We start from the raw sequence: 19,056 nt of genomic DNA on the forward strand, positions 1-19,056 counted from the left end.
GCGACGCAGCGGCCGACGTCAGCCGGCGAGGTGCCCGGCGAGGAGCCGCAGCGCCGCCGTGTCCCGGCGCAGGACGGCGCCGGGGAGCCGGCACGCCGCGTTCAGGCGTGACGAGAAGTGCAGGCGCGCGGCCTTCGCCGCCCGCGGCCAGCCCCTCGCGACCATGGCGGTCTCGGCGGAGCGGAAGAACCGGGCCTCCTCCGCGAACCGGTCTCCGCTGATCGCCGCGGACCCCGAGTCGCTGGTGCGGTAGCGCCGGTACCGGAAGCACACCTCGTCGTCGACCAGGATCGTGCCACCCGCGGAGACCACCTCCAGCGGGAGCGCGAGGTCGAAGACGTCGGTGGACTCGGGGACCGCGATCGTCTTCAGGGCGGAGCTGCGCCAGCACAGCGACGGGTTGTAGAGCCAGTTGCCGTGCAGGAGGCTCGCGGCGAGCGCCTCCCCACCGAGCTCCCGGACCCCGCGTCCCGGCGAGAGCAGCCGCTTGACCGAGTCCGCGAGCGTGCGGACCACGCGGTCCTCTCCGTCGATGACCTCCACCCCGGGCTGCACGACCGCCGCCGACGGATACCGGTCGTGCAGGGCGAGGACCCGGTCGAGATAGCCGGGCAGCATCAGGTCGTCCGCGCCCATCATGACGAAGTACTCGAGCTCGACCGCCTCCAGGCACCAGCGGTTGTTCGACTGCGCGCCGAGGCGGGCCGGGTTGCGGCGGTAGCGGATGCGCTCGTCGCCGAGCCCGGCGAACCAGGGGCCGATCGAGGGGTCCGGGTAGCCGTCGTCGACGACCGTCATCCGCCAGTCCGTGCACCGCTGGGCGCGCACGCTCTCGACGGCGCGGCGCAGCAGCGCCGGATCACCGTAGAACGGCAGCATGATGTCGACGACGCTCATGAACCCTTCCCGGCCGTAGTTGCGCCGCAACGCTAGCGAAGCGGCATCACGCGTCGCCGGCGGGCTCGCCGGGGGCGGGTCGGGAAGGAGCGACTGCGCACCGTAGGGCGTGCGCGCACCACGGGCACACCCCCGGCACGGCAGAGTGCACCGTCGAGGGCACGCGCTAGCGTGTCCCACCGCACGTCGGCACGGGTTCGGAGCGGCATTCATGGGTGGAGGAGCGGGCAGCTGGCTGCAGGCGGTGCCTGTGGTCCTGGTCGCGGCGGGCTGGCTGGTCGTCCCCGGTCTCCTCGTCACGTACGCGGCACGGCTGCGGGGCGTCACCGCCTGGGCCCTCGCCCCCCTGGTCGGCGTGGGCTCGGCCGCGGTGGCCGGGGTCCTGGCGGGCGCGGCCGGCATCCGGTGGTCGGCCGTGGTCGCGGTCCTCCCGGCTGCCGCCCTCGCCGCCCTGACGCTCCTGGTGCGCCTCGGAGTGCGGCGTGTGCGGCCCTCGTCCGGACCGAGCACCGAGTCCGACGGGCGGCGGCCCGTGGCGGGGGCCCTCGCCGGGCTCCTCGGCGCGGCCCTGCTGACGCTCGTCACCGCGCGGCTGGGCATGGGCACCCCCGATGCCCTGTCCCAGACCTACGACGCGGTCTTCCACGACAACGCGGTCGCCCAGATCCTCGCCACCGGCAACGCGTCGTCCCTGGCGGTCGGGACGCTGAACAATCCCGGCGCCGCCTCGGCCTTCTACCCGGCCGCCTGGCACGACCTGGTCTCGCTGGTCGTGCTGACCACCGGGGCGTCGATCCCGCTGGCCTCCAATGCGCTCGCCATCGCGGTGGCCGCCCTCGCCTGGCCACTCTGCTGCCTCGCGCTGGTCCGCCGGGTCGCGGGATGCTCCGCCACCGCAGCACTGGCCACCCCGCTCGTGGCGGTCGGGTTCATCGCGTTCCCCTGGGCGCTGATGACCTTCGGCGTGCTCTGGCCGAACCTGCTCGGCACCGCGCTCGTCCCGGCCGAGCTGGCACTGGTCACGGTCCTGTTCCGGGTGGGCCGTGACGACGCCGCCCTCACCCGCCCGGCAGCGCTGCTCCTGCTGGTCGTGGGTGCCGTGGCGCTCGGCCTCGCCCACCCGAACGCCGTGCTCGGCCTCGGTGTCCTCGCCCTGCCCGTGCTCCTGTGGGCGCTCGTCCGCGGCGTGCTGACGATCGGGCGCGGGGGCCGGTGGTGGCTGTCGCTCGTGATCCTGGGGGTCGTGGCCGCCGCCGCGGTCGGGATCGGCGCCTTCCTGGCGACCTCACCGCTGTTCGACGGCGTCCGGGCCTTCGACTGGCCGGCCTACCAGCGACCCACGCAGGCCGCCGGTGAGGTCCTGCTCAACGCGACCAACCGTCAGGACGCGGCGTGGGCGATCTCGGCGTTCGTCGTGGTGGGCATCGTCGTCGCGGCGGGCAGGACCGTCAGTTCCTGGCTCGTCCCGGCGCACCTGCTGGCAGCAGGCCTCTTCGTGCTGGCCTCGGGGCTCGAAACGCCGACGGCGGCCCTGCTCACCGGCTTCTGGTACAACGACCCCTACCGGCTGGCGGCGCTCGTCCCCGTGACCGGGGTGCCACTCGCGGTTCTCGGCATCCTGTGGTGTGGCTCCGCCCTCGGCGCCGTCCGCCTCCGGGGCGGCGACCCGTCGGCCCCGGCGGGCTGGTCCGACGTCGCGACCACCACGCGCAGCCGGCTGCGGCGCTCGACCGTCGGCACCGTCGTGGTGCTCACCCTCCTCGTCCTGGCCTCCAGTGGCCTCTACGTCCGCGACCACGCCGACTTCCTGCGCGAGACCTACGCCCCGACCGGCGCGCTGGAGCTCGTCGACCCGGCGGAGCGCGCCTTCTTCGCCCGGGTCGCGGCGCTCGTCCCGCCCGGCTCGGTCGTGGCGCAGAACCCGTGGAGCGGCAGTGCCCTGCTCTGGGCACTCGACGGGGACAGGGTGCTGTTCCCCCACATGGTCGGCTCGTGGTCGGCCGACCAACTGCTGCTCGCCGCCCGGCTGCGGGACGCCGCCACCGACCCCGACGTGTGCGCGGCGGCAGGGCGGCTGCACGTCGACCACCTGCTGGTCGGGCGGCCCGACTTCTGGCCGTGGGACAAGCGCTCGGCGGACTACCCCGGCCTGGCCGCCCCCGACACCGGCTTCCGGCTCGTCGCCGCCGACGGGCGCGGGAACCAGCTCTACCGGCTCACCGCCTGCGGCGCGGGCTGACGCCCGTCGCCGGCGCGGAAGATGCTCCGCAGCCGGAACGCGTTGATCGCCAGTACCGCCCCGGGCCCCACGAGCTGGCCGACCAGTGCCGCCGCCATCGGGTCGAGCGGGGCGAAGAGCAGCCCCACGCAGAGGACCGAACCCACGACCCACGCGAGGGTGACGGTCCCCTGCTGCCGCAGGGCCACCAGCGCGGGCTGCAGGACCAGCGCCAGCATGATGAGCACCGCGGACACCGCCAGCAGCCCGAAGACGATGCGCTGGGGCGGCGCCGCGGCGTTGAAGACCACGCGGACGAACCACGGCCCGACGGCCGTGCCGAGGGCGACGACCGGGAGGCCCACCGCCAGGACGACCAGCACCGCCTGGGTGATCCTGGTCCGGACCAGGGCCAGGTCGCCCGCGGCCGCCGCGGCGCTCAGCCGCGGCACCAGGAGCGCCTGGATCGGCGAGAAGAGGACGAGCGGGATGCGGGCCAGGATGAAGGCGGTCCCGAAGGACCCGGCCTCGAGCAGCTGGTCCGGCATCCGGTAGGTCACGACCACCGGGCCGATGTTGGCGATCAGCTGGACCAGGACGGCCGCGACGGCGAGCTGGACCGTCGACCTGCCCATCCGGCCGATCTGGTCCGCGCCGCTCGCGTCGTCGCCGGCGGTCGACGACCGGTCGCGGGGCAGGGCGGGGATCAGGGCGGCCGCCGCCACGACGGTGGCGAGGGAGAAGGCGAACCCGAAGGCGTCCGGCTCGGCGACACCCCACGCGAGGAACGCCGAGAACACCACCAGGCGCAGCCCGCCCTCGAGGTAGAACGTCGCGGCGTAGCGGCCGTAGGCCTGCGTCCCGCTCAGCACACCGCGGACCACGTAGACCGCGGCCGCCCCGACCCCACCCACGAGCAACGCGAACAGCAGACCGAGGTCACCGGCGAGCACCCGGGACAACATCACCGGCCACAGGCCCACGGTGACGACGACGAACCCGAGCAGCAGCAGGACCGCGACGCGGACCGACCGACCGACCGCCGGCCCGATGGGTCGGCCGAGCGCGATGCTCGCGCTGACGGCGCGGCTCGTCTCCGGCTCGATCGCGCCGAACAGCCCGGGCCCGATGATGTTCGTGAGGAAGTAGAACGAGGTCAGCGCGCCCAGGCTGGCCGCGAGCGCGTCGTCGGCGAACGTGTGTCCGACGACCCCGACGAAGACGTACCCCGCCACCCCGAACACACCGAGCGCCAGGCCCAGGTTGAGGGTCGAGCGCACGGCCGCGGAGGAGCCGGGCCGCCGGGTCCCGCTAGGCCGCACCGCTGCTCGACTCGCCTTCGGCGGAGGGCCGCTCGGTCGGGTACGGCTCCGGCGGGTCCGCCGCCCGCAGCACCCCCCGCTCGCGGTTGACGATCTCCGCCTCGCGGATCGCGAGTGCACGCGCCAGATCGGTGAGCCGGCGGTCCACACCCTGGAAGCGCAGGTAGAAGTTCAGCATGCCCAGCAGGAACGCGACCACGAGCAGGTAGAGCAGCAGGTCGGTCCCTCGTCCGACGCCGAGCCAGCGCGCGACGAGCGTCACGTCGTCCGGCCGCAGCACGGCGAAGACGTTGACCAGGGCGAACAGCACCAGGCCGATCCGCTTGCCCGCCTGCATCCGCACGCTGTGCTTGTTGCGGACGAACAGGAACAGCAGGCCGAGGATCGCGACCAGGAGGACGAGCTGGATCAACACCTGCGATCACGCCCCCCGCTGCCGGATCGAGAGATCGAAGAGGATGTTGACGCCGTTGACCAGCGACTGACCCTTGCTCTTCGAATACTCGGTGTAGAGGATCGACACCGGCACCTCCCGGACACGCCAGTTCGACACGGCGAGGAGATTGACGATCTCCGACGCGTGGGCCATCCCGTTCATCGAGATGTGCAGCGAGTCGGCCACCGCACGGGTGAAGACCCGCAGGCCGTTGTGCGCGTCGGTGAGGTTCAGCCGGCGGGCGGAGCTGCTGGTCGCGGCGGCGACGCGCAGCACGATCCGCTTCAGCAGCGGCACCTCGCGGGCGTCGTCGAGGAACCGGGAGCCGAGCACGACGTCCGCGTCCCCGGACCGGGCCACCTCGACCATCCGCTGCGCGTCCGCGACCCGGTGCTGGCCGTCGGCGTCGAACGTCACGAAGAGCTCCGCGCCGCCGCGCCGGCGCGCGTAGTCGAGACCGGTCTGCAGCGCAGCGCCCTGCCCCAGGTTGATCGGGTGCTGGACGAGGTGGGCGCCCGTCGCGCGGATGGCCGCCGCCGATCCGTCCCTGCTGCCGTCGTCGACGCAGACCACGTTCGGGAAGGTGCGCCGGACCTCCTCGACGACCTCCGCGATGACCGTCTGCTCGTTGAACACCGGGATCACGATCCAGACGTCGTCGTTCCGGCCGTCGGACAAGGACATCAGGTACTCCGGTCGCCGTGCAGTCAAGTCGGTGCAGCGTATCGTCGCGGTGCTCCTCCCCCGAGACGGCTCTCCACGACACCGGGCCACCGGGGCACGGCTGCCCGGGCGATCGGCTCGGACGGCCTAGACTGCCCGCCCGTGCGTGCAGTCGTCACCGGCGGGGCCGGGTTCATCGGGTCGCACCTGGTCGACGCCCTGCTCGGCCGCGGGGCCACGGTGCTCGTCGTCGACGACCTCAGCCGGGGCTCCCTCGCCAACCTGCGGTCTGCGCTGGCGAAGGGCGCACGGCTCGTCGAGGCGGACATCCGCGACGGTCCGACGCTCCGCACGGCGATGACGGAGTTCCGGCCCGACGTCGTGTGCCACCTCGCCGCGCAGATCGACGTCCGGAAGTCCATGGCCGAGCCCGCCCTCGACGCCGCGATCAACGTCGTGGGCTCGGTGAACGTGCTCGCGGCCGCGCACGAGGCCGGCGCCCGCCGCGTCGTCAACACCTCGACCGGCGGTGCGATCTACGGCGAGACGAGCGTCGTGCCGACCCCGGAGGCCGCGCCGGCCGCTCCCCTGTCCCCGTACGGCCTGAGCAAGCGGACGGTCGAGACCTACGCCGAGTGGTTCCGCTCGGCCCGTGGACTCGACGTCGTCACCCTGCGCTACGGGAACGTGTACGGGCCACGGCAGGACCCCCGCGGTGACGCCGGCGTGATCGCGATCTTCTGCGAAGCCGCCCTCGCCGGACAGCGCCCGACGATCTTCGGCGACGGCACGCAGACCCGCGACTACGTGTTCGTGGGCGACATCGTCGCGGCGAACCTGGCTGCCGTGGACGCCGCCGACCTCCCGCACCCCGTCTACAACGTCGGCACGGGCACCGAGGTCGACCTGCTGACGCTCGTCGAGCAGGTACGCACGGCCGCCGGACTCGACGTCCTCGCACCGGACTTCCGGCCCGCCCGGCCGGGCGAGGTGCTGCGCAGCTGCCTGGACGTCACCCGGGCCCGCGAGGAACTCGGGTTCTCGGCGCGGACCAGCCTGGTCGAGGGCCTGCGGGCGACGCTGGCCTGGATCAGGGAGCTCCCTCAGACGTAGACCGCCAGGGTCAGCATCGCGACCCACGCGACCGCGAGGACCTGTAGGACCCGGTCGCCGAGGGCGATGTCCTCGGGCTCCCCGCCGTCGCCGTTGTCGACGTCGACCGAGTAGCGCAGCACCGCGACGACGAAGGGGACGATGGAGATCACCGACCACACCGAGTTGTGGTGCGCCTCGCGGATCTCGAAGGCCCACAACCCGTAGGTCATGATCAGCACGGTGGCCGAGAGCGCCCACACGAACCGCAGGTAGGACGGGGAGTAGGACTCCAGCGACTTGCGGATCTTCGCGCCGGTGCGCTCGGCCAGCATCATCTCGGCGTACCGCTTGCCGGCGACCATGAACAGGGAGCCGAAGCCGGCGGCGAGCAGGAACCACTGCGACAGCGGGATGGCGGCGGCGACACCACCGGCGATGGCACGCATGAGGAAGCCGGAGGCGACGATGCAGATGTCGAGCACCGGCTGGTGCTTGAGCCAGAAGCAGTAGGCGAGCTGCACGGCGACGTAGACGACCAGCACGATCAGCAGCTGCAGCGAGGCCAGCAGGGACAGGGCGATCGCCGCGGCGAACGACACCGCGGCCACGGTGTAGGCCACCGGGACCGGGACGATGCCGGCGGCGATCGGGCGGTTGCGCTTGGTCGGGTGGGCCCGGTCGGCCTCGACGTCCTTGGCGTCGTTGACCAGGTAGACCCCCGAGGCGGCCAGCGAGAACGCCACGAACGCGACGGCAAGCTTGACGGCCACCGCACCCTGGAACAGGTCGCCGGAGGCGAACGGGGCGGCCAGCACCAGGACGTTCTTGACCCACTGGCGCGGGCGCATCGTCTTGACGACACCGACCACCAGGCCGATCGGGGTCCGCTGCGGGGCCTCCACCGTCGGGGGTACGTCCGTGCTGGTCATCAGCGCTTCTTCCTGTGGGTCAGACCCGGGATCACGCGCCGGGCGGCGAGGGCGACGCCGGCGCCGAGCGCCGCGCCCGTCGCCACGTCGGACGGGTAGTGCACACCCAGGACCAGCCGGGACAGCGCCATCACCGGGACGACGGCCAGGGGCGTGCGGGACCGCAGCAACCCGCCGTAGAGCACGGCGGCGGCGGTGGTCGACGTGGCGTGCGAGGACGGGAAGGACAGCCGGCTCGGCGTCCCCACCAGCACCTCGACCGACGGGTGCTCGGGACGGGGCCGGCGCACGACCCGCTTGACCCCGATGGACACCCCGTGGGCGAGGGCGACGGCGGCGGCGGACCCGAGCCACTCGGTGCGCCGGCGACGGTCGGCGGCGGCGCCGACCAGGCCCAGCGCGAGCCAGCCGGCCGCGTGCTCCCCGAAGTGCGACAGGCCCCGGGCCGCCGGGACCGTCCGCGGCCGGGCGACCCCGCGTTGCACGGCGGCGAGCACCCGCAGCTCCGGTGCGACCGGGAGGGAGTCGGACGACGCGGCGGCCGGTACCTCCGGAGCGTGGGGTGCGTCCGGCACGGCCGGTACGTCGAGCGACCGGTCGGTCACGGGCAGGCCTCCTCGTGCACACGGCGGGGGTCCGCGGGCACCGATCTGCGGGGGTGTACGGCGAAGCATGCTACGCGGCGGGGCACCGCGCCCGACCCGGTGTACCGGTCGCCGTCCCCCGCTGGTCGGCCCGGGGTCAGAACCAGCGCTCCAGGACCAGCGCGACGCCGTCGTCGACGTTGGTCGCGGTGGTCTCGTCCGCCGCGGCGACGACCTCGGGGTGCGCGTTGCCCATCGCCACCCCGTGCCCCGCCCAGCGGAGCATCGCCAGGTCGTTGGGCATGTCCCCGAAGGCGACGACCTCGTCGGCGGCGATGTCCGCGAACTCGGGCATCCGCCCCATGAGGTCGAGCAGCCCGGTGACCTTGGAGACACCCCCCGGCGCCACCTCGATCAGCCCGCCCGGGTGGGAGAAGGTGATGTCGACCGTGTCGCCGACCAGCGGCTCCAGAGCGGCGGCCATCGCGTCGCTCGACAGGCCCTTCGCCCGCACCAGCAGCTTGACCGCCGGATGGGCCAGCAGCCGGCCGCGCTCCTCGGTCGGCGGCCCGCCACCGGGCCAGGCGTGCTCGTAGTCCGGCTCCGCCACGAACTGGGCCACCTGGTCGTCGAAGGCGTGCTCGCCCACCCGCTCGACCCCGAGGGTCGCCCCCGGCAGCGCCTCGGCGACGGCCGCCTCGAGCCGCGCGAGGTCGTCGGGGGCGAGGGGCCGCGAGCCGACCACCCGGTCGGCCTCGATGTCGTAGAGCACCGCGCCGTTGGCGCACACCGCGTAGCGCACCACGCCGAGCTGGGTCGCCACCGGCGGGATCCACCGCGGTGGGCGGCCGGTGACCAGCACGAACGGCACACCACGCGCGACGAGCCTGCCGACGACGGCCGCCGTGCGCGAGCTCACCTCGTGGTCCTCGCCGAGCAGGGTGCCGTCGACGTCGCTCGCGACGAGGCGCGGGGCCTCCATTGCTACACCACCCGCCCGGACACGCCCCCAGCGTACGGGCAGCGGCGGACGCGATCTCCGATATAGCGTGCGCGCATGCGCGTGCTGGTGGTGTCGGCGCCGCTCACCGGGCACCTGCTGCCGATGCTGCCCCTGGGTGAGGCGCTGTGGGAGGCGGGGCACGACGTGCTCGTCGCCACCGGCGGGGACGCCATGGGCGCCGACACCGGCGACCTCCCCGTGGTCGACGTCGCGCGGGACCTGTCGTTCACCCGGATCGCGGCGCGGACCATGGCCACCCACCCGCTCGACGCGCGCGCCGAGCTGACCGGCACCGCGGGCACCCGGATGGTGGCCCGGCTGTTCGGTGCGGTGAACGAGGAGCTGACGGACGGGCTGGTCACCGTGGTCGAGCAGTGGCGGCCCGACGTCGTGGTGCACGAGCCGCTCGCGGTCGCCGCCGCGGCCGCGGCGGCCCGGCACGACCTCCCCACCGTGCTGCTGGAGAACTCGCTGTTCGACGGGCCGTCGCTGGTCCGCGTCACGGCGGCGTCCAAGCTCATGCGCCGGGCGCTGCGCCGGCACGGGCTGGAGGAGCGCGGGCTCCCGGCGCCCGAGGTGGTGCTGACGACGGCGCCGCGCAGCGTGGTCGGCGAGCGGACGGGGCTACCCATGCGGCCGGTGCAGCGCGGTGGCGGGGACATCCCGGCGTGGCTGCGGGTGCCCTCGGACGCGGCGGACCGGCCGCGCATCCTCGTCTCGCGCAGCACCGCCCCCGGCCCGGGCGCGGACCCGATGCCGGCGGCGCTCGCGGCCGCGGCGGAGGTCGACGCCGAGATCGTGCTGGTCCGGCCGGAGCCCCGGGTCGAGCGCCGGGCGCGCGGGGTCGACCGGGTCCGGACCGTGGGCTGGGTGCCGCTGGTCGACGTCATGCCGCTGTGCGCGGCGATCGTCCACCACGGCGGGTCCGGCACCGCCATGGGCGCACTGTCCGCCGGGATCCCGCAGCTCGCGGTGCCCGGGGCCGGGGACCGGCGGCACAACGCCGAGCTCGTCGCCCGGCGCGGCGCGGGCCTGTCCGGGCGGGTCACCGCGGAGGCGCTAAACCGCCTGGTCGCCGACGGGGAGCTGGCCGCCAACGCCCGCGAGGTCCGTACCGAGCTCGAGGCGATGCCGCCGCCCGAGGCCCGCGTCCCCGACGTCGCGGCCCTGGACTGAGCGCCTCCCGCTCCCGCCGGCACCGCTGAGGACCCGACGGCTCCACCGTGGTCGCGACGACCCTCGCCGCTCACGGCTCCCAGGCGAGCAGCGCGGTCCGCAGCAGGCCGGCGAGCTGGTCGCGCTGCGCGGGGGTCAGCGCCTCGAGCAGCTGCGCCTCGGCCGCGATCTGGCGCGGCAGGACCTCGTCGACCAGCCGCTCCCCCGCCGCGGTCAGGCTGACCCGGGCGGCCCGGGCGTCGTCGGGATCGGGGGTGCGGGTCGCCAACCCGGCGCCGGTCAGCTTGTGCAGCCGCTTCGTCGTGGCGGCCGGTGAGCCCACGACGCCGGCGGTGAGGTCACCGGGGCGCAGCGGACCGTCGGTGCGGCGCAACTGGCTGAGGACGTCGAACTCCGCACGGGTCACCCCGGCGTCCGCCAGCCAGTCGTCGGCGGCCTGCTGCAGGAACCGCGCGGCCCGCAGGATCCGCCCGACGACGGCGACGGGTTCGGTGTCCAGGTCCGGTCGGCGGGCGGCCCAGACCGCCCGGATCTCGTCGACCGCGTCACGTTCGGCCACCATCGCCTCCCCGTTCATTCACCAGTGAAGTACATTCTTACACCGGTGAAAGGAGTTCGCGTGCAGGGGACGATGGCCCGTGATCTGGTCCGGTTCGAGGCCCACGCCGGCGCGCACCGGCCCGCGCTGCGGTGCGGGATCTCGGTGGGTGTCCCGATGGTCCTGCTCCTGGTCGTGGACCGGCCGGACCTGTTCGGCGCGGCCACCTTCGGCGCCTTCGCGGCCATCTACGGCCGGAACCTGACCGTGCCGGCGCGCACCGGGGTGCAGGCGGTCACCGGCCTCGGTCTGGTCGCGAGCGTGGCGATCGGCCTGCTCGCCGCGCGCCTGCCGGCCTCGCCCTGGCTCGCCCTGCTCGTGCTGGTCGGCGTGGCGGTCGCCGGGACGATCGGCGGGGAGGTCGTCGGCTGGAAGCCGGGTGGGCCGCTGTTCTTCGTGTTCGCGGCCGGCGCGTTCGCCGGGGCGCCCGCGCTCGGCTCCTCCGCCGCGCTCCAGGTCGTGGCCGTGGCCGCGGGCTCGGCCGGGTTCGCGGTACTCGTCGGGAGCGCCGGGGCGCTGCTGCCCGGGCACGTCCGGCGACGCGCGCCGCTGGTCGCGGTCCCGCTGCGCGCGGCCGTCCGGCGCGAGATCGTGCTCGAGATGCTGCTGGCGTGTGCGGTCACCGCGCCGCTGGCCGTCCTGTTCGGGGTGGAGCACGTGTACTGGGCGCTGGTCGCGGCCGTCGTCCCGCTGTCGGTGCCCGGCCCGCGCGCCCGCGTGACCCGCGCCCTGATGCGGATCGGCGGCACGCTGGGCGGGCTGGGGGTGGCCGCGGCGCTGCTGGACCTGCACCTGGCGGACGGGGAGATCGTGGTCGCGGCCGTGGTGCTGCAGACCGCGGCGGAGCTGCTGGTGATGCGGAACTACGCGGTCGCGCTGCTGGCCGTCACGCCGCTGGCGCTCGTCGTCGGCACCACGATGCACCCGGTCCCCACCGGCACCCTGCTGCTGGACCGGCTGGTCGCGACGGTGGTCGGGGTGCTGGTCGCGCTGGCCGTCCTCGGTCTGCGCGCCCGCCGCCGGGCCGTGCACGCGATCTCCCCCTGATCCGCGTCGGTACTCCATGGCCCACTCGCGAGGGTGACCCGCCGGGGAAGAACGTGCACGCGCGTGCGTGACGGTCCCCCGAGGCGGGTAGCCGCCGGTATGGGTGCGCACCGGGACACCGTGACCGCGCTGCTCGACGAGGCGGGTGAGACCTACGCCGAGCAGGCCGGGATCACGCTCCGGAACACTCCGGCACCGCTGTACCGGCTGCTGGTGCTCGCGGTGCTGCTGTCGACACGGATCCGCGCGGACATCGCCGTCGAGGCGGCGCACGAGCTGGTCCGCTCCGGCATGGGCACACCGGAGAAGATGCGCGCCGCGAGCTGGCAGGACCGCGTCGACGCCCTCGGCCGCGCCCACTACACCCGCTACGACGAGAGCACCGCCACCGCCCTCGGCGAGGGCGCCGAGCTGCTCCTCGACCGTTGGAAGGGCGACCTGCGGCGGCTGCGCGAGGAGGGCCGCGGCAACCCCGGCCGCATCCGCGAGCTGCTCACCGCGTTCCCGCGGCTCGGGCCGACCGGGGCGGACATCTTCTGCCGGGAGGCCCAGGAGGTCTGGCCGGAGCTGCGTCCGGCGCTCGACGGCAAGGCGCGGCAGGGCGCGGAACGGCTGGGCCTGCCGACCGACCGGGACGACCTCGCCGCGCTCGTGCCCGACGGCGAGCTCGCCCACCTCGCCGCCGCCCTGACCCGTGCGGCGCTCGCACAGGACGTCGTCGAGAGGGTGCGGGAGACCTCCTGACCGAGGGCCGGATCGCGCCGTTCGGCCGAGGAGGGCGAGCCGTCCGAGGAGGGCAGGCCGGCCCGAGGAGGGCAGGCCGGCCCGAGGAGGGCAGGCCGGCCCGAGGAGGGCAGGCCGGCCCGGGGAGGGCTCAGATGATGGCGACGGCCACGACGAGGCCGAGCGACACGTGCGCGGCCGCGACCACCCAGGCCGCCGGGCTGAGCTCCTCGGCCGCCAGCACCTCGCCGATCCGGATGCCCGTGACCCACTCCAGCAGCCGCACCGCCGCGACCTGCGCGACGATCCCGACCAGGCCGAAGATCAGCGATGCGAGCAGGCCCTCGGCCAGCAGGCCCGAGGCGGTCCAGATCGCGACGACCACGATGAACGCCATCGAGAGGATCCCGGCGGCCGTCACCAGCACCGCACCGGGCCGACCGTCGCGGACCAGCCGGTTCAGCTTGCCGGGCGTGGTGATGTCGATGGCCCAGAAGCCGATGAGCATGAGCAGCGCGCCGAGCAGCGCGTAGAGGAAGATCGCGCCGACGCCGCGGCCGATGATGCCGAAGTACGTCGCGTCGAGGGCCAGGGTCATGGGGTCCTCCGGGTGGAAGCGGACGGGGAGCGCGGGGGTACGGGGGTCCGGGGGCCGGTGCCGGCCGCCGGGGTCAGCCTTCGGGGATGCGGTGCGGGACGAACGCGGCGCCGTCGTCGGTCACCAGGCCCGCGGTCTCCCGGATGCCGAGGCCCGCCGAGCCGTCGCCCACGAGCCAGGCGCCCAGCGCGGGCCGGAAGCCGTCGAACTCGGGCAGCGGGTCGAAGAGCTGGTAGACGAAGCCCTCCTCGCCGTACACCCCGCCGGTCGAGACCTGCGAGCCGGGCGCGACGATGTCGACGTTGGCCCCCTCGCGGCCCAGGATCGGCTTGCGGACGTACTCGGTGAGCAGACCCGGGTCGTTCAGGTACGCGGGCAGCAGGTTCGGGTGGCCGGGGTACATCTCCCAGAGCACCGCGAGGATCGCCTTGTTCGACAGCAGCGTCTTCCACAGCGGCTCGAGCCACAGCGTCTCGGGCAGGCTGCGCGCGACGTGCTTGCCGAACTCCTCGGTGAGCACCCACTCCCAGGGGTAGAGCTTGAAGACCGTCGCCATCGGCGCCTCGGCGAGATCGACGAAGCGGTCGAGGTCGACGTCCCAGCCGATGTCCTCGATCCGCAGGCCCACGGTGTCGAGCCCGGCCTCCGCCGCGGTCTCCTGCAGATAGCCGACGGTGACGTGGTCCTCGCCCGTCGAGTCGCCGCCGGACCAGGTGAAGTGGACCTCCGAGCTCGGCAGCGCACCCTTGATCTCACCCCACCGCTCGACCAGGCGCTCGTGCAGCGAGTTCCACTGGTCGTCGTCCGGGTGGGTGTCCTTCAGCCAGTACCACTGCAGGATCGACGCCTCGAGCAGCGTCGTCGGGGTGTCGGCGTTGTACTCCAGCAGCTTGGCCGGCCCGGAGCCGTCGTAGCGCAGGTCGAAGCGCCCGTAGACGTGCGGATCGTGCCGCCTCCACGACTCGGCGACCTTCTCCCACACCCACTCCGGGAGGGCGAAGTCGCGGAACCGCTCGGTGGTCACGCTGTGGTCGACGGCCTCCAGGCACATCGAGTGCAGCAGCTCGACGTCCGCCTCGAGGGAGAGGATCTCGTCCATCTCGAAGACGTAGTGCACCGACTCGTCCCAGTAGGGGCGGGCCTGCCCGTTCCGGCCCCGGCCCGGGGCGTCGTACACCAGGCCCTGGTCGCGGACGATCTGCTGCCAGCCGGGGCGCACGGCCCCGCGTTCACGGCGCACGGTTCAGCTCCCGCTGCTTCCGCCGGAGGACCCGGACGACCCCTTCGACCCGCCCGAGGACGAGCTCCCGCCGCTCACCCCGAGCCCGCCGCGGGAGATGGTCTTGCCCGAGGGGGTGCGGACGGTCGCGTTCTGCGGCACGGTCGTGGTGCCGCCGCGGGCGACCTGGCCGACGGAGCCGGAGCCGCCGTAGTTGTAGTGGTACTGGCGGCCGCCGGCGCCGATGAAGATCGGGTAGAAGCCGGCGCCCCCGTAGTAGGTGTTGTTCGAGGCGGGGGTCGCGCAGTTCGCGTCGTCGACGACCACGTTGTTCTCGTCGACGCAGCGGGCCTCGACCTCCTCGCCGGTCGAGGACACGGCGTAGCCGACGGCGATCAGCGCGACCACGCCGACCACCACGCCCGACCCGACGAGGACGCGCTTGCGCTTCTTCCGCGCTGCCGCGTCGGCCTCGGCCTGCCGGGCCTCCTCGGCGCGGCGGCGGGCGCCCTGCTCACGGGCGCGCCGCTCGGCGAGGGTGGGTTCGCGGGGCGCGGTCGACGCGTCCTGCTGCGACATGCGGCCGCGGGCGCCCTCGCCGGGCCGGGTCCCTCCGGTCCCGTCCGGCGGCCCGGGCTGGTCCCGGCCGTCGTGCTCGGTCATGCGTCCACCCCCGGTGCGCACGGTATCCGTTCCGTCCGCGCCCGGGGGACCGGCCCGGGTCTCGGGTCGGTATCGACCGGGCCGGGACCGCGACGCCGTTCATCCGGCCCCGGCCACCTCCCGTCGCGCATGATCACCGCATCGGGGTCCCTCGCCGCGTCGCGGGGACACCTCGCAGCACCCGCGCGACCGATGACCGAGCGACGGCGACACCGGATCGGGGTCGCCCGGACGGGGACGGCAAGATGGTCGTTGCCATGGACGAGCTCCCCACCCCGTCCGGCGGCCGCTCCCCCCTCGCCGTCGCCGACCGCCCGCGCCCCGCGCGGACGAGCCCGCCGCCCCGCCGGGGTGTGCGCGTGCCCGGCCGCCGCCAGGCGCGGCGGATCGTCGCGGCCGTGCTCGTCGGCGCCGCCGTCATGCTCGGTGTGGCCACGCTCGACACCGTCGCCGGCGCCACCGTGCCGGTGCTCGGCTCGCTGGCCGCGCTCCCCTCGCCGAACGGCACCTCGGCGGACGTCGAGGAGATCCCGCCGCCGCCGACCACGCCCGGCACCTGCCTGAACTGGACCCGGGCCGACGCCGCGGACACCGCCGTCGTCGACTGCGCGCAGCCGCACCTGTTCGAGCAGGCGGGCACCGTCCGGCTCGCCGACCAGCCGAACCTCCCCGACGACGCGACCATGCGCCAACTGGTCAACGAGCGGTGCACCCCGGTCGTGCTGCAGTACCTCGGCGGCAGGTTCGACCCGAACGGCAAGTTCCGGGTGGGAGCGCTGAAGCCCGCGCAGAAGAAGTGGGACGAGGGCGACCGCGAGCTGCGCTGCGGCGTGCAGAGCGCCTCGCGCTCCGGCGCGCTGTACCCGCTGAGCGGCCGGGCGGCCGAGCAGGACCAGTCCGGGGTCCACGAGCCCGGCACCTGCCTGGCGATCGACGGGCCGCGGGTCGGCGACCCCACGGACTGCGCGGGGCCGCACGCGGTGGAGACCGTCGGCGTCGTCGACCTGTCCGAGAAGTTCCCGGAGGGCTTCCCGGCGGTCGGCGACCAGGACGGGTTCCTGCAGCCGGAGTGCAGCCGGATCGCGGGCGAGTACGCCGGCGGCGACCAGGTGATCAGCGACAAGGGCCTCACGGTCTACTGGGACAACGTCACCGAGGAGTCCTGGAACGCGGGCACCCGCAAGGTCAACTGCAACCTGGCGGCGCTGCTGCCCGACCGCAGCGGGTTCGCGCCCGTCACCGGCCCGGTCAAGGGCGAGGTGACCGTGGGCGACCAGCCCGCGCCGCCCGCGACCACCACACCGAAGCCGGGGGTCCCCGCCCCGCCGACGGAGACCGCCGTGCCGAGCAGCGACCCGGCCGCGCCGCCCGCGTCGTCCGACCCCGCGGCTCCGGCGCCCTCCTCCGAGTCGCCGGCGCCGCCGCCGGCCTCGGAGCCCCCGGCCCCGGTGGTCTCCGCGCCGGTGGAGCTTCCGGCACCCTGACCCCGTGGTGGAGATGAGCCGGGCCCGGTTCGACGACCTGGTGTCGGACGCGTTGGACACGATCCCGCCGCGGCTCACCGCCGCGATGGACAACGTCGTGGTCCTGGTGGAGGACCGCCACCCCGACGAGCCCGGCCTGCTGGGGCTCTACGAGGGCGTGGCGCTCACGGACCGGACCAGCGACTACGGCGGCGTGCTGCCCGACCGCATCACGATCTTCCGGGAGGCGGTGCTGGACTTCTGCACGACCGAGGACGAGGTCGTGCACGAGATCGCCGTGACCGTGGTGCACGAGATCGCCCACCACTTCGGCATCGACGAACACACCCTGCACGAGCTCGGCTGGGGCTGAGCGCGCCGGTCAGCGCCACGGGTCGGTGATCTCGCGCAGATCGCCGAGGATGCCGCGCAACTGCTCCATCCGCCGGGGGCCGAGGTGCGCGGTCCACTCCGCCTCCACCTGGGCGACGATCCCGCGGGAGGCCTCGACGCTGCGGGCCCCCCGCTCCGCGATCCGCACGAGGCGCGCCCGGCCGTCGGCGGGGTCGGGCACCCGCTCGACGTAGCCGGTCCGTTCCAGCGGGTCCACGAGGAAACCCACGCTCTGCACCGCACCGCCGGCGTCCGGGGTCGATGCGTCCCGGGTCGATGCGTCCGGGGCCGATGCGTCCCGGGTCAGTGCGCCTCGAGGGAGGCGCCGGCCGTCACGTCGCCCACCAGCGCCGGACCCGAGTCCCACAGCTCCAGGGCCCATCCGGTCCCGCCGGACCGGTCGCGGCGCAGCACCACCCGGCCGGTGTTCGGCACGTGGCGGGTCTCCGCGGTGTCGCCGAGGAGCGCGGCGGCGGCGAGCCGGATCGCGGCGCCGTGGCTGACGAGCACCACCATCCCGCCCGGGCCGTGGGCTCGTTCGGCCTGCTCCACGATCCGGTCGACGGCGGGCAGGTACCGGGCCCGCAGGTCCAGCGCCGACTCGCCGCCGGGCAGGGAGCGGGCGAGGTCGCCGCCCCACCAGGCGTCGTACACCTGGTCGAACTCGCGACGCGCGGGCTTGTCGGACCGACCCTCCAGCGCCCCGACGAAGATCTCGTGCACCCCGTCGACCACCGTCACCCCCAACCCGTGGGCCAGCGCGACGGGCTCGGCGGTCTGCCGTGCACGGATGGCGCGGGAGGCGTGCACCGCCCGCACCGGCCAGTCGGCGAGGAGCTCGGCGACGGTCGCCGCCTGCGCCCGGCCCGTCTCGTTGAGCGGGGCCCCGGGCGGGACGGTGTCCAGCGCCCGCGCGACGTTCGCGTCCGTCTGGCCGTGCCGCAGCAGGACCAGGCGCAGCTCGTCCTGCTCGGGCTCCTCGGGGGTCATGTCCGCTCTCCGTTCCGCACTCCGGTCAGCCACTCCTGCGCCGCCCGGTACGCGGCGGCGTCCGCCCCGTGCACCGGGACGGCGGGCGCCCCGACCCCCTCCACCGGCTCGGGCGCACCGGCCGCCCGCGGGTAGGAGCCGAGGAAGCGGACCCGGTCGCAGCGACGGTGCAGCGCGGCCAGCGCCTCGCCCATCGCCGGTTCCGCGACGTGCCCGCTGCAGTCGAGGTGGAACCAGTAGTTCGCGTGCCTGTCCTTGATCGGACGCGACTCGATCCGGGTCAGGTCGATCCCGCGCACGGCCAGCTCGGTGAGCAGCCCCAGCAGCGAGCCGGGGCGGTTCTCCGTGGTCAGGGCCAGCGTGGTGCGGTCGTGCCCGGTCGGCGCCGAGGGCGGGCCCGGCCGGGTGACGAGCACGAACCGGGTGACCGCGCCGGCGTTGTCGGCGATGTCCTCGGCCAGGACCTCGAGTCCGTGCTGCTCGGCGGCCAGCGGCGACGACACCGCGGCGTCGACCTCACCCCGGGCGGCCTGGGCCGCGCCCTCGGACGTCGAGGTGGCCACCCGGACGTCGGCCTCCGGGAGGTGCGCCGCGATCCAGCCGCGGGTCTGCGCGATGCCGTGCCCGTGCGAGGCGACGGACCGGACCTCGGCGAGGGTCGTGCCCGGGCGGGCGAGCAGGACGAACCGCACCGGGATGACCGCCTCGCGGACGATCACCAGCGGCGGCTCCTCGACCAGCCCGTCGAGCACGGGCGGGACGGCGCCCTCCACGCTGTTCTCGATCGGCACGCACCCGGCGTCGACCGTGCCGTCGCGGACGGCGCGGAGCACGGCGGGATTGCCCGGCAACGGCACCAGCTCCGCGTCCCCGGACTCCGGCAGCGTGCGCAGCGCCTGCTCGGTGAAGGTGGCGTGCGGACCGAGGAAGCCGATGCGGGATCGGGGACGGGGCACGATCGACCAGCCTAGCCGGGCCGCCGGCGGCCGCCGCGCTGCCCCGGCCCGACCATCGGGCACGACCGGAGGGACGCACTTCG

The 19,056-nt window shown here is 74.7% G+C and carries 21 protein-coding genes; 7 read left to right on the forward strand and 14 right to left on the reverse strand.

The features are described 5' to 3' along the window. Positions 1-18 precede the first annotated feature (18 nt). Positions 19-897 carry a glycosyltransferase family 2 protein gene (locus ACL02T_RS13170; protein ID WP_412830968.1) on the reverse strand — a complete coding sequence of 293 codons (879 nt, stop codon included), beginning with the start codon at positions 895-897 and terminating at the stop codon, positions 19-21. A gap of 211 nt (positions 898-1,108) precedes the next feature. On the opposite strand from ACL02T_RS13170, the gene ACL02T_RS13175 reads away from it, so the two are divergent. Beyond that, positions 1,109-3,136: a DUF6541 family protein gene (locus tag ACL02T_RS13175; protein ID WP_412830969.1), complete on the forward strand. Its 2,028-nt coding sequence runs from the start codon at positions 1,109-1,111 to the stop codon at positions 3,134-3,136. On the opposite strand, the gene ACL02T_RS13180 is transcribed toward ACL02T_RS13175, so the two are convergent. The 3 genes from ACL02T_RS13180 to ACL02T_RS13190 are packed head-to-tail and all read right to left on the reverse strand — an operon-like array spanning position 3,106 to position 5,584. After that, positions 3,106-4,395, reverse strand: coding sequence for a lipopolysaccharide biosynthesis protein (locus tag ACL02T_RS13180; protein WP_412830970.1), 1,290 nt, complete (start codon positions 4,393-4,395; stop codon positions 3,106-3,108). The two genes, ACL02T_RS13175 and ACL02T_RS13180, sit on opposite strands and share 31 nt — an antisense overlap. A 31-nt stretch (positions 4,396-4,426) precedes the next feature. After that, positions 4,427-4,852 (reverse strand): DUF2304 domain-containing protein, encoded by a 426-nt coding sequence (locus ACL02T_RS13185; RefSeq protein WP_412830971.1) that lies wholly within the window; start codon positions 4,850-4,852, stop codon positions 4,427-4,429. A 6-nt stretch (positions 4,853-4,858) separates the two neighbouring features. Continuing rightward, positions 4,859-5,584: a glycosyltransferase family 2 protein gene (locus tag ACL02T_RS13190; RefSeq protein ID WP_412830972.1), complete on the reverse strand. Its 726-nt coding sequence runs from the start codon at positions 5,582-5,584 to the stop codon at positions 4,859-4,861. A gap of 114 nt (positions 5,585-5,698) precedes the next feature. Between ACL02T_RS13190 and ACL02T_RS13195 the strand changes: the two genes are divergently transcribed. Further along, positions 5,699-6,649 carry an NAD-dependent epimerase/dehydratase family protein gene (locus ACL02T_RS13195; protein WP_412830973.1) on the forward strand — a complete coding sequence of 317 codons (951 nt, stop codon included), beginning with the start codon at positions 5,699-5,701 and terminating at the stop codon, positions 6,647-6,649. On the opposite strand, the gene ACL02T_RS13200 is transcribed toward ACL02T_RS13195, so the two are convergent. From ACL02T_RS13200 to ACL02T_RS13210, 3 genes are all read right to left on the reverse strand, one after another. Further along, positions 6,640-7,560, reverse strand: coding sequence for a decaprenyl-phosphate phosphoribosyltransferase (locus ACL02T_RS13200; protein WP_412830974.1), 921 nt, complete (start codon positions 7,558-7,560; stop codon positions 6,640-6,642). The genes ACL02T_RS13195 and ACL02T_RS13200 overlap by 10 nt on opposite strands. Further along, a complete protein-coding gene (locus ACL02T_RS13205; protein ID WP_412830975.1) occupies positions 7,560-8,165 on the reverse strand; it encodes a phosphatase PAP2 family protein in 606 nt (201 codons plus the stop codon). The genes ACL02T_RS13200 and ACL02T_RS13205 overlap by 1 nt, the downstream gene beginning before the upstream one ends. Before the next feature lie 136 nt (positions 8,166-8,301). Continuing rightward, entirely contained in the window at positions 8,302-9,126 is an 825-nt protein-coding gene (locus ACL02T_RS13210) for an HAD family hydrolase (RefSeq protein WP_412830976.1), read from the reverse strand. A gap of 75 nt (positions 9,127-9,201) precedes the next feature. On the opposite strand from ACL02T_RS13210, the gene ACL02T_RS13215 reads away from it, so the two are divergent. Continuing rightward, positions 9,202-10,323: a nucleotide disphospho-sugar-binding domain-containing protein gene (locus ACL02T_RS13215; RefSeq protein ID WP_412830977.1), complete on the forward strand. Its 1,122-nt coding sequence runs from the start codon at positions 9,202-9,204 to the stop codon at positions 10,321-10,323. A gap of 70 nt (positions 10,324-10,393) precedes the next feature. On the opposite strand, the gene ACL02T_RS13220 is transcribed toward ACL02T_RS13215, so the two are convergent. After that, positions 10,394-10,885: a MarR family winged helix-turn-helix transcriptional regulator gene (locus tag ACL02T_RS13220; RefSeq protein ID WP_412830978.1), complete on the reverse strand. Its 492-nt coding sequence runs from the start codon at positions 10,883-10,885 to the stop codon at positions 10,394-10,396. 57 nt (positions 10,886-10,942) lie between these two features. Between ACL02T_RS13220 and ACL02T_RS13225 the strand changes: the two genes are divergently transcribed. Together ACL02T_RS13225 and ACL02T_RS13230 are read left to right on the forward strand one after the other, a co-directional pair. Next, the gene (locus ACL02T_RS13225) at positions 10,943-11,968 is read left to right on the forward strand and encodes an FUSC family protein (protein WP_412830979.1); all 1,026 of its coding nucleotides are present in this window, start codon (positions 10,943-10,945) and stop codon (positions 11,966-11,968) included. A 99-nt stretch (positions 11,969-12,067) separates the two neighbouring features. After that, positions 12,068-12,712 carry an endonuclease gene (locus ACL02T_RS13230; protein WP_412830980.1) on the forward strand — a complete coding sequence of 215 codons (645 nt, stop codon included), beginning with the start codon at positions 12,068-12,070 and terminating at the stop codon, positions 12,710-12,712. 130 nt (positions 12,713-12,842) lie between these two features. On the opposite strand, the gene ACL02T_RS13235 is transcribed toward ACL02T_RS13230, so the two are convergent. The 3 genes from ACL02T_RS13235 to ACL02T_RS13245 all read right to left on the reverse strand — a co-directional run bounded on the left by ACL02T_RS13235 (position 12,843) and on the right by ACL02T_RS13245 (position 15,171). After that, positions 12,843-13,289 carry a DUF350 domain-containing protein gene (locus tag ACL02T_RS13235; protein ID WP_412830981.1) on the reverse strand — a complete coding sequence of 149 codons (447 nt, stop codon included), beginning with the start codon at positions 13,287-13,289 and terminating at the stop codon, positions 12,843-12,845. Positions 13,290-13,362: 73 nt separating this feature from the next. After that, a complete protein-coding gene (locus tag ACL02T_RS13240) occupies positions 13,363-14,529 on the reverse strand; it encodes a glutathionylspermidine synthase family protein (RefSeq protein WP_412830982.1) in 1,167 nt (388 codons plus the stop codon). A gap of 3 nt (positions 14,530-14,532) precedes the next feature. Then, positions 14,533-15,171, reverse strand: a complete 639-nt coding sequence (locus tag ACL02T_RS13245) for a hypothetical protein (protein ID WP_412830983.1) — start codon at positions 15,169-15,171, stop codon at positions 14,533-14,535. Positions 15,172-15,428: 257 nt separating this feature from the next. Between ACL02T_RS13245 and ACL02T_RS13250 the strand changes: the two genes are divergently transcribed. Both ACL02T_RS13250 and ACL02T_RS13255 read left to right on the forward strand, forming a co-directional pair. Next, positions 15,429-16,655, forward strand: a complete 1,227-nt coding sequence (locus ACL02T_RS13250) for a septum formation family protein (protein ID WP_412830984.1) — start codon at positions 15,429-15,431, stop codon at positions 16,653-16,655. A 13-nt stretch (positions 16,656-16,668) separates the two neighbouring features. Then, positions 16,669-17,007, forward strand: coding sequence for a metallopeptidase family protein (locus ACL02T_RS13255; protein ID WP_412831074.1), 339 nt, complete (start codon positions 16,669-16,671; stop codon positions 17,005-17,007). Positions 17,008-17,016: 9 nt separating this feature from the next. Here the strand turns inward: ACL02T_RS13255 and ACL02T_RS13260 are convergent, their stop codons facing one another. The 3 genes from ACL02T_RS13260 to pheA all read right to left on the reverse strand — a co-directional run bounded on the left by ACL02T_RS13260 (position 17,017) and on the right by pheA (position 18,973). Beyond that, positions 17,017-17,256 (reverse strand): MarR family winged helix-turn-helix transcriptional regulator, encoded by a 240-nt coding sequence (locus tag ACL02T_RS13260; protein WP_412830985.1) that lies wholly within the window; start codon positions 17,254-17,256, stop codon positions 17,017-17,019. A gap of 74 nt (positions 17,257-17,330) precedes the next feature. Beyond that, entirely contained in the window at positions 17,331-18,017 is a 687-nt protein-coding gene (locus ACL02T_RS13265) for a histidine phosphatase family protein (RefSeq protein ID WP_412830986.1), read from the reverse strand. Beyond that, entirely contained in the window at positions 18,014-18,973 is a 960-nt protein-coding gene (pheA, locus tag ACL02T_RS13270; protein ID WP_412830987.1) for a prephenate dehydratase, read from the reverse strand. The genes ACL02T_RS13265 and pheA overlap by 4 nt, the downstream gene beginning before the upstream one ends. Between the last annotated feature and the right edge of the window lie 83 nt (positions 18,974-19,056).

The sequence above is a fragment of the Pseudonocardia oceanicola genome (assembly GCF_047200735.1).
Lineage (GTDB): Bacteria > Actinomycetota > Actinomycetes > Mycobacteriales > Pseudonocardiaceae > Pseudonocardia.

Coding starts and splice junctions, on each gene's coding strand:
- ACL02T_RS13170 (WP_412830968.1), bottom strand. CDS start 897: ATGAGCGTCGTCGACATCATGCTGCCGTTCTACGGTGATCCGGCGCTG.
- ACL02T_RS13175 (WP_412830969.1), top strand. CDS start 1,109: ATGGGTGGAGGAGCGGGCAGCTGGCTGCAGGCGGTGCCTGTGGTCCTG.
- ACL02T_RS13245 (WP_412830983.1), bottom strand. CDS start 15,171: ATGACCGAGCACGACGGCCGGGACCAGCCCGGGCCGCCGGACGGGACC.
- ACL02T_RS13230 (WP_412830980.1), top strand. CDS start 12,068: ATGGGTGCGCACCGGGACACCGTGACCGCGCTGCTCGACGAGGCGGGT.
- ACL02T_RS13235 (WP_412830981.1), bottom strand. CDS start 13,289: ATGACCCTGGCCCTCGACGCGACGTACTTCGGCATCATCGGCCGCGGC.
- ACL02T_RS13250 (WP_412830984.1), top strand. CDS start 15,429: ATGGACGAGCTCCCCACCCCGTCCGGCGGCCGCTCCCCCCTCGCCGTC.
- ACL02T_RS13255 (WP_412831074.1), top strand. CDS start 16,669: ATGAGCCGGGCCCGGTTCGACGACCTGGTGTCGGACGCGTTGGACACG.
- ACL02T_RS13200 (WP_412830974.1), bottom strand. CDS start 7,560: ATGACCAGCACGGACGTACCCCCGACGGTGGAGGCCCCGCAGCGGACC.
- ACL02T_RS13265 (WP_412830986.1), bottom strand. CDS start 18,017: ATGACCCCCGAGGAGCCCGAGCAGGACGAGCTGCGCCTGGTCCTGCTG.
- ACL02T_RS13215 (WP_412830977.1), top strand. CDS start 9,202: ATGCGCGTGCTGGTGGTGTCGGCGCCGCTCACCGGGCACCTGCTGCCG.
- ACL02T_RS13210 (WP_412830976.1), bottom strand. CDS start 9,126: ATGGAGGCCCCGCGCCTCGTCGCGAGCGACGTCGACGGCACCCTGCTC.
- ACL02T_RS13220 (WP_412830978.1), bottom strand. CDS start 10,885: ATGGTGGCCGAACGTGACGCGGTCGACGAGATCCGGGCGGTCTGGGCC.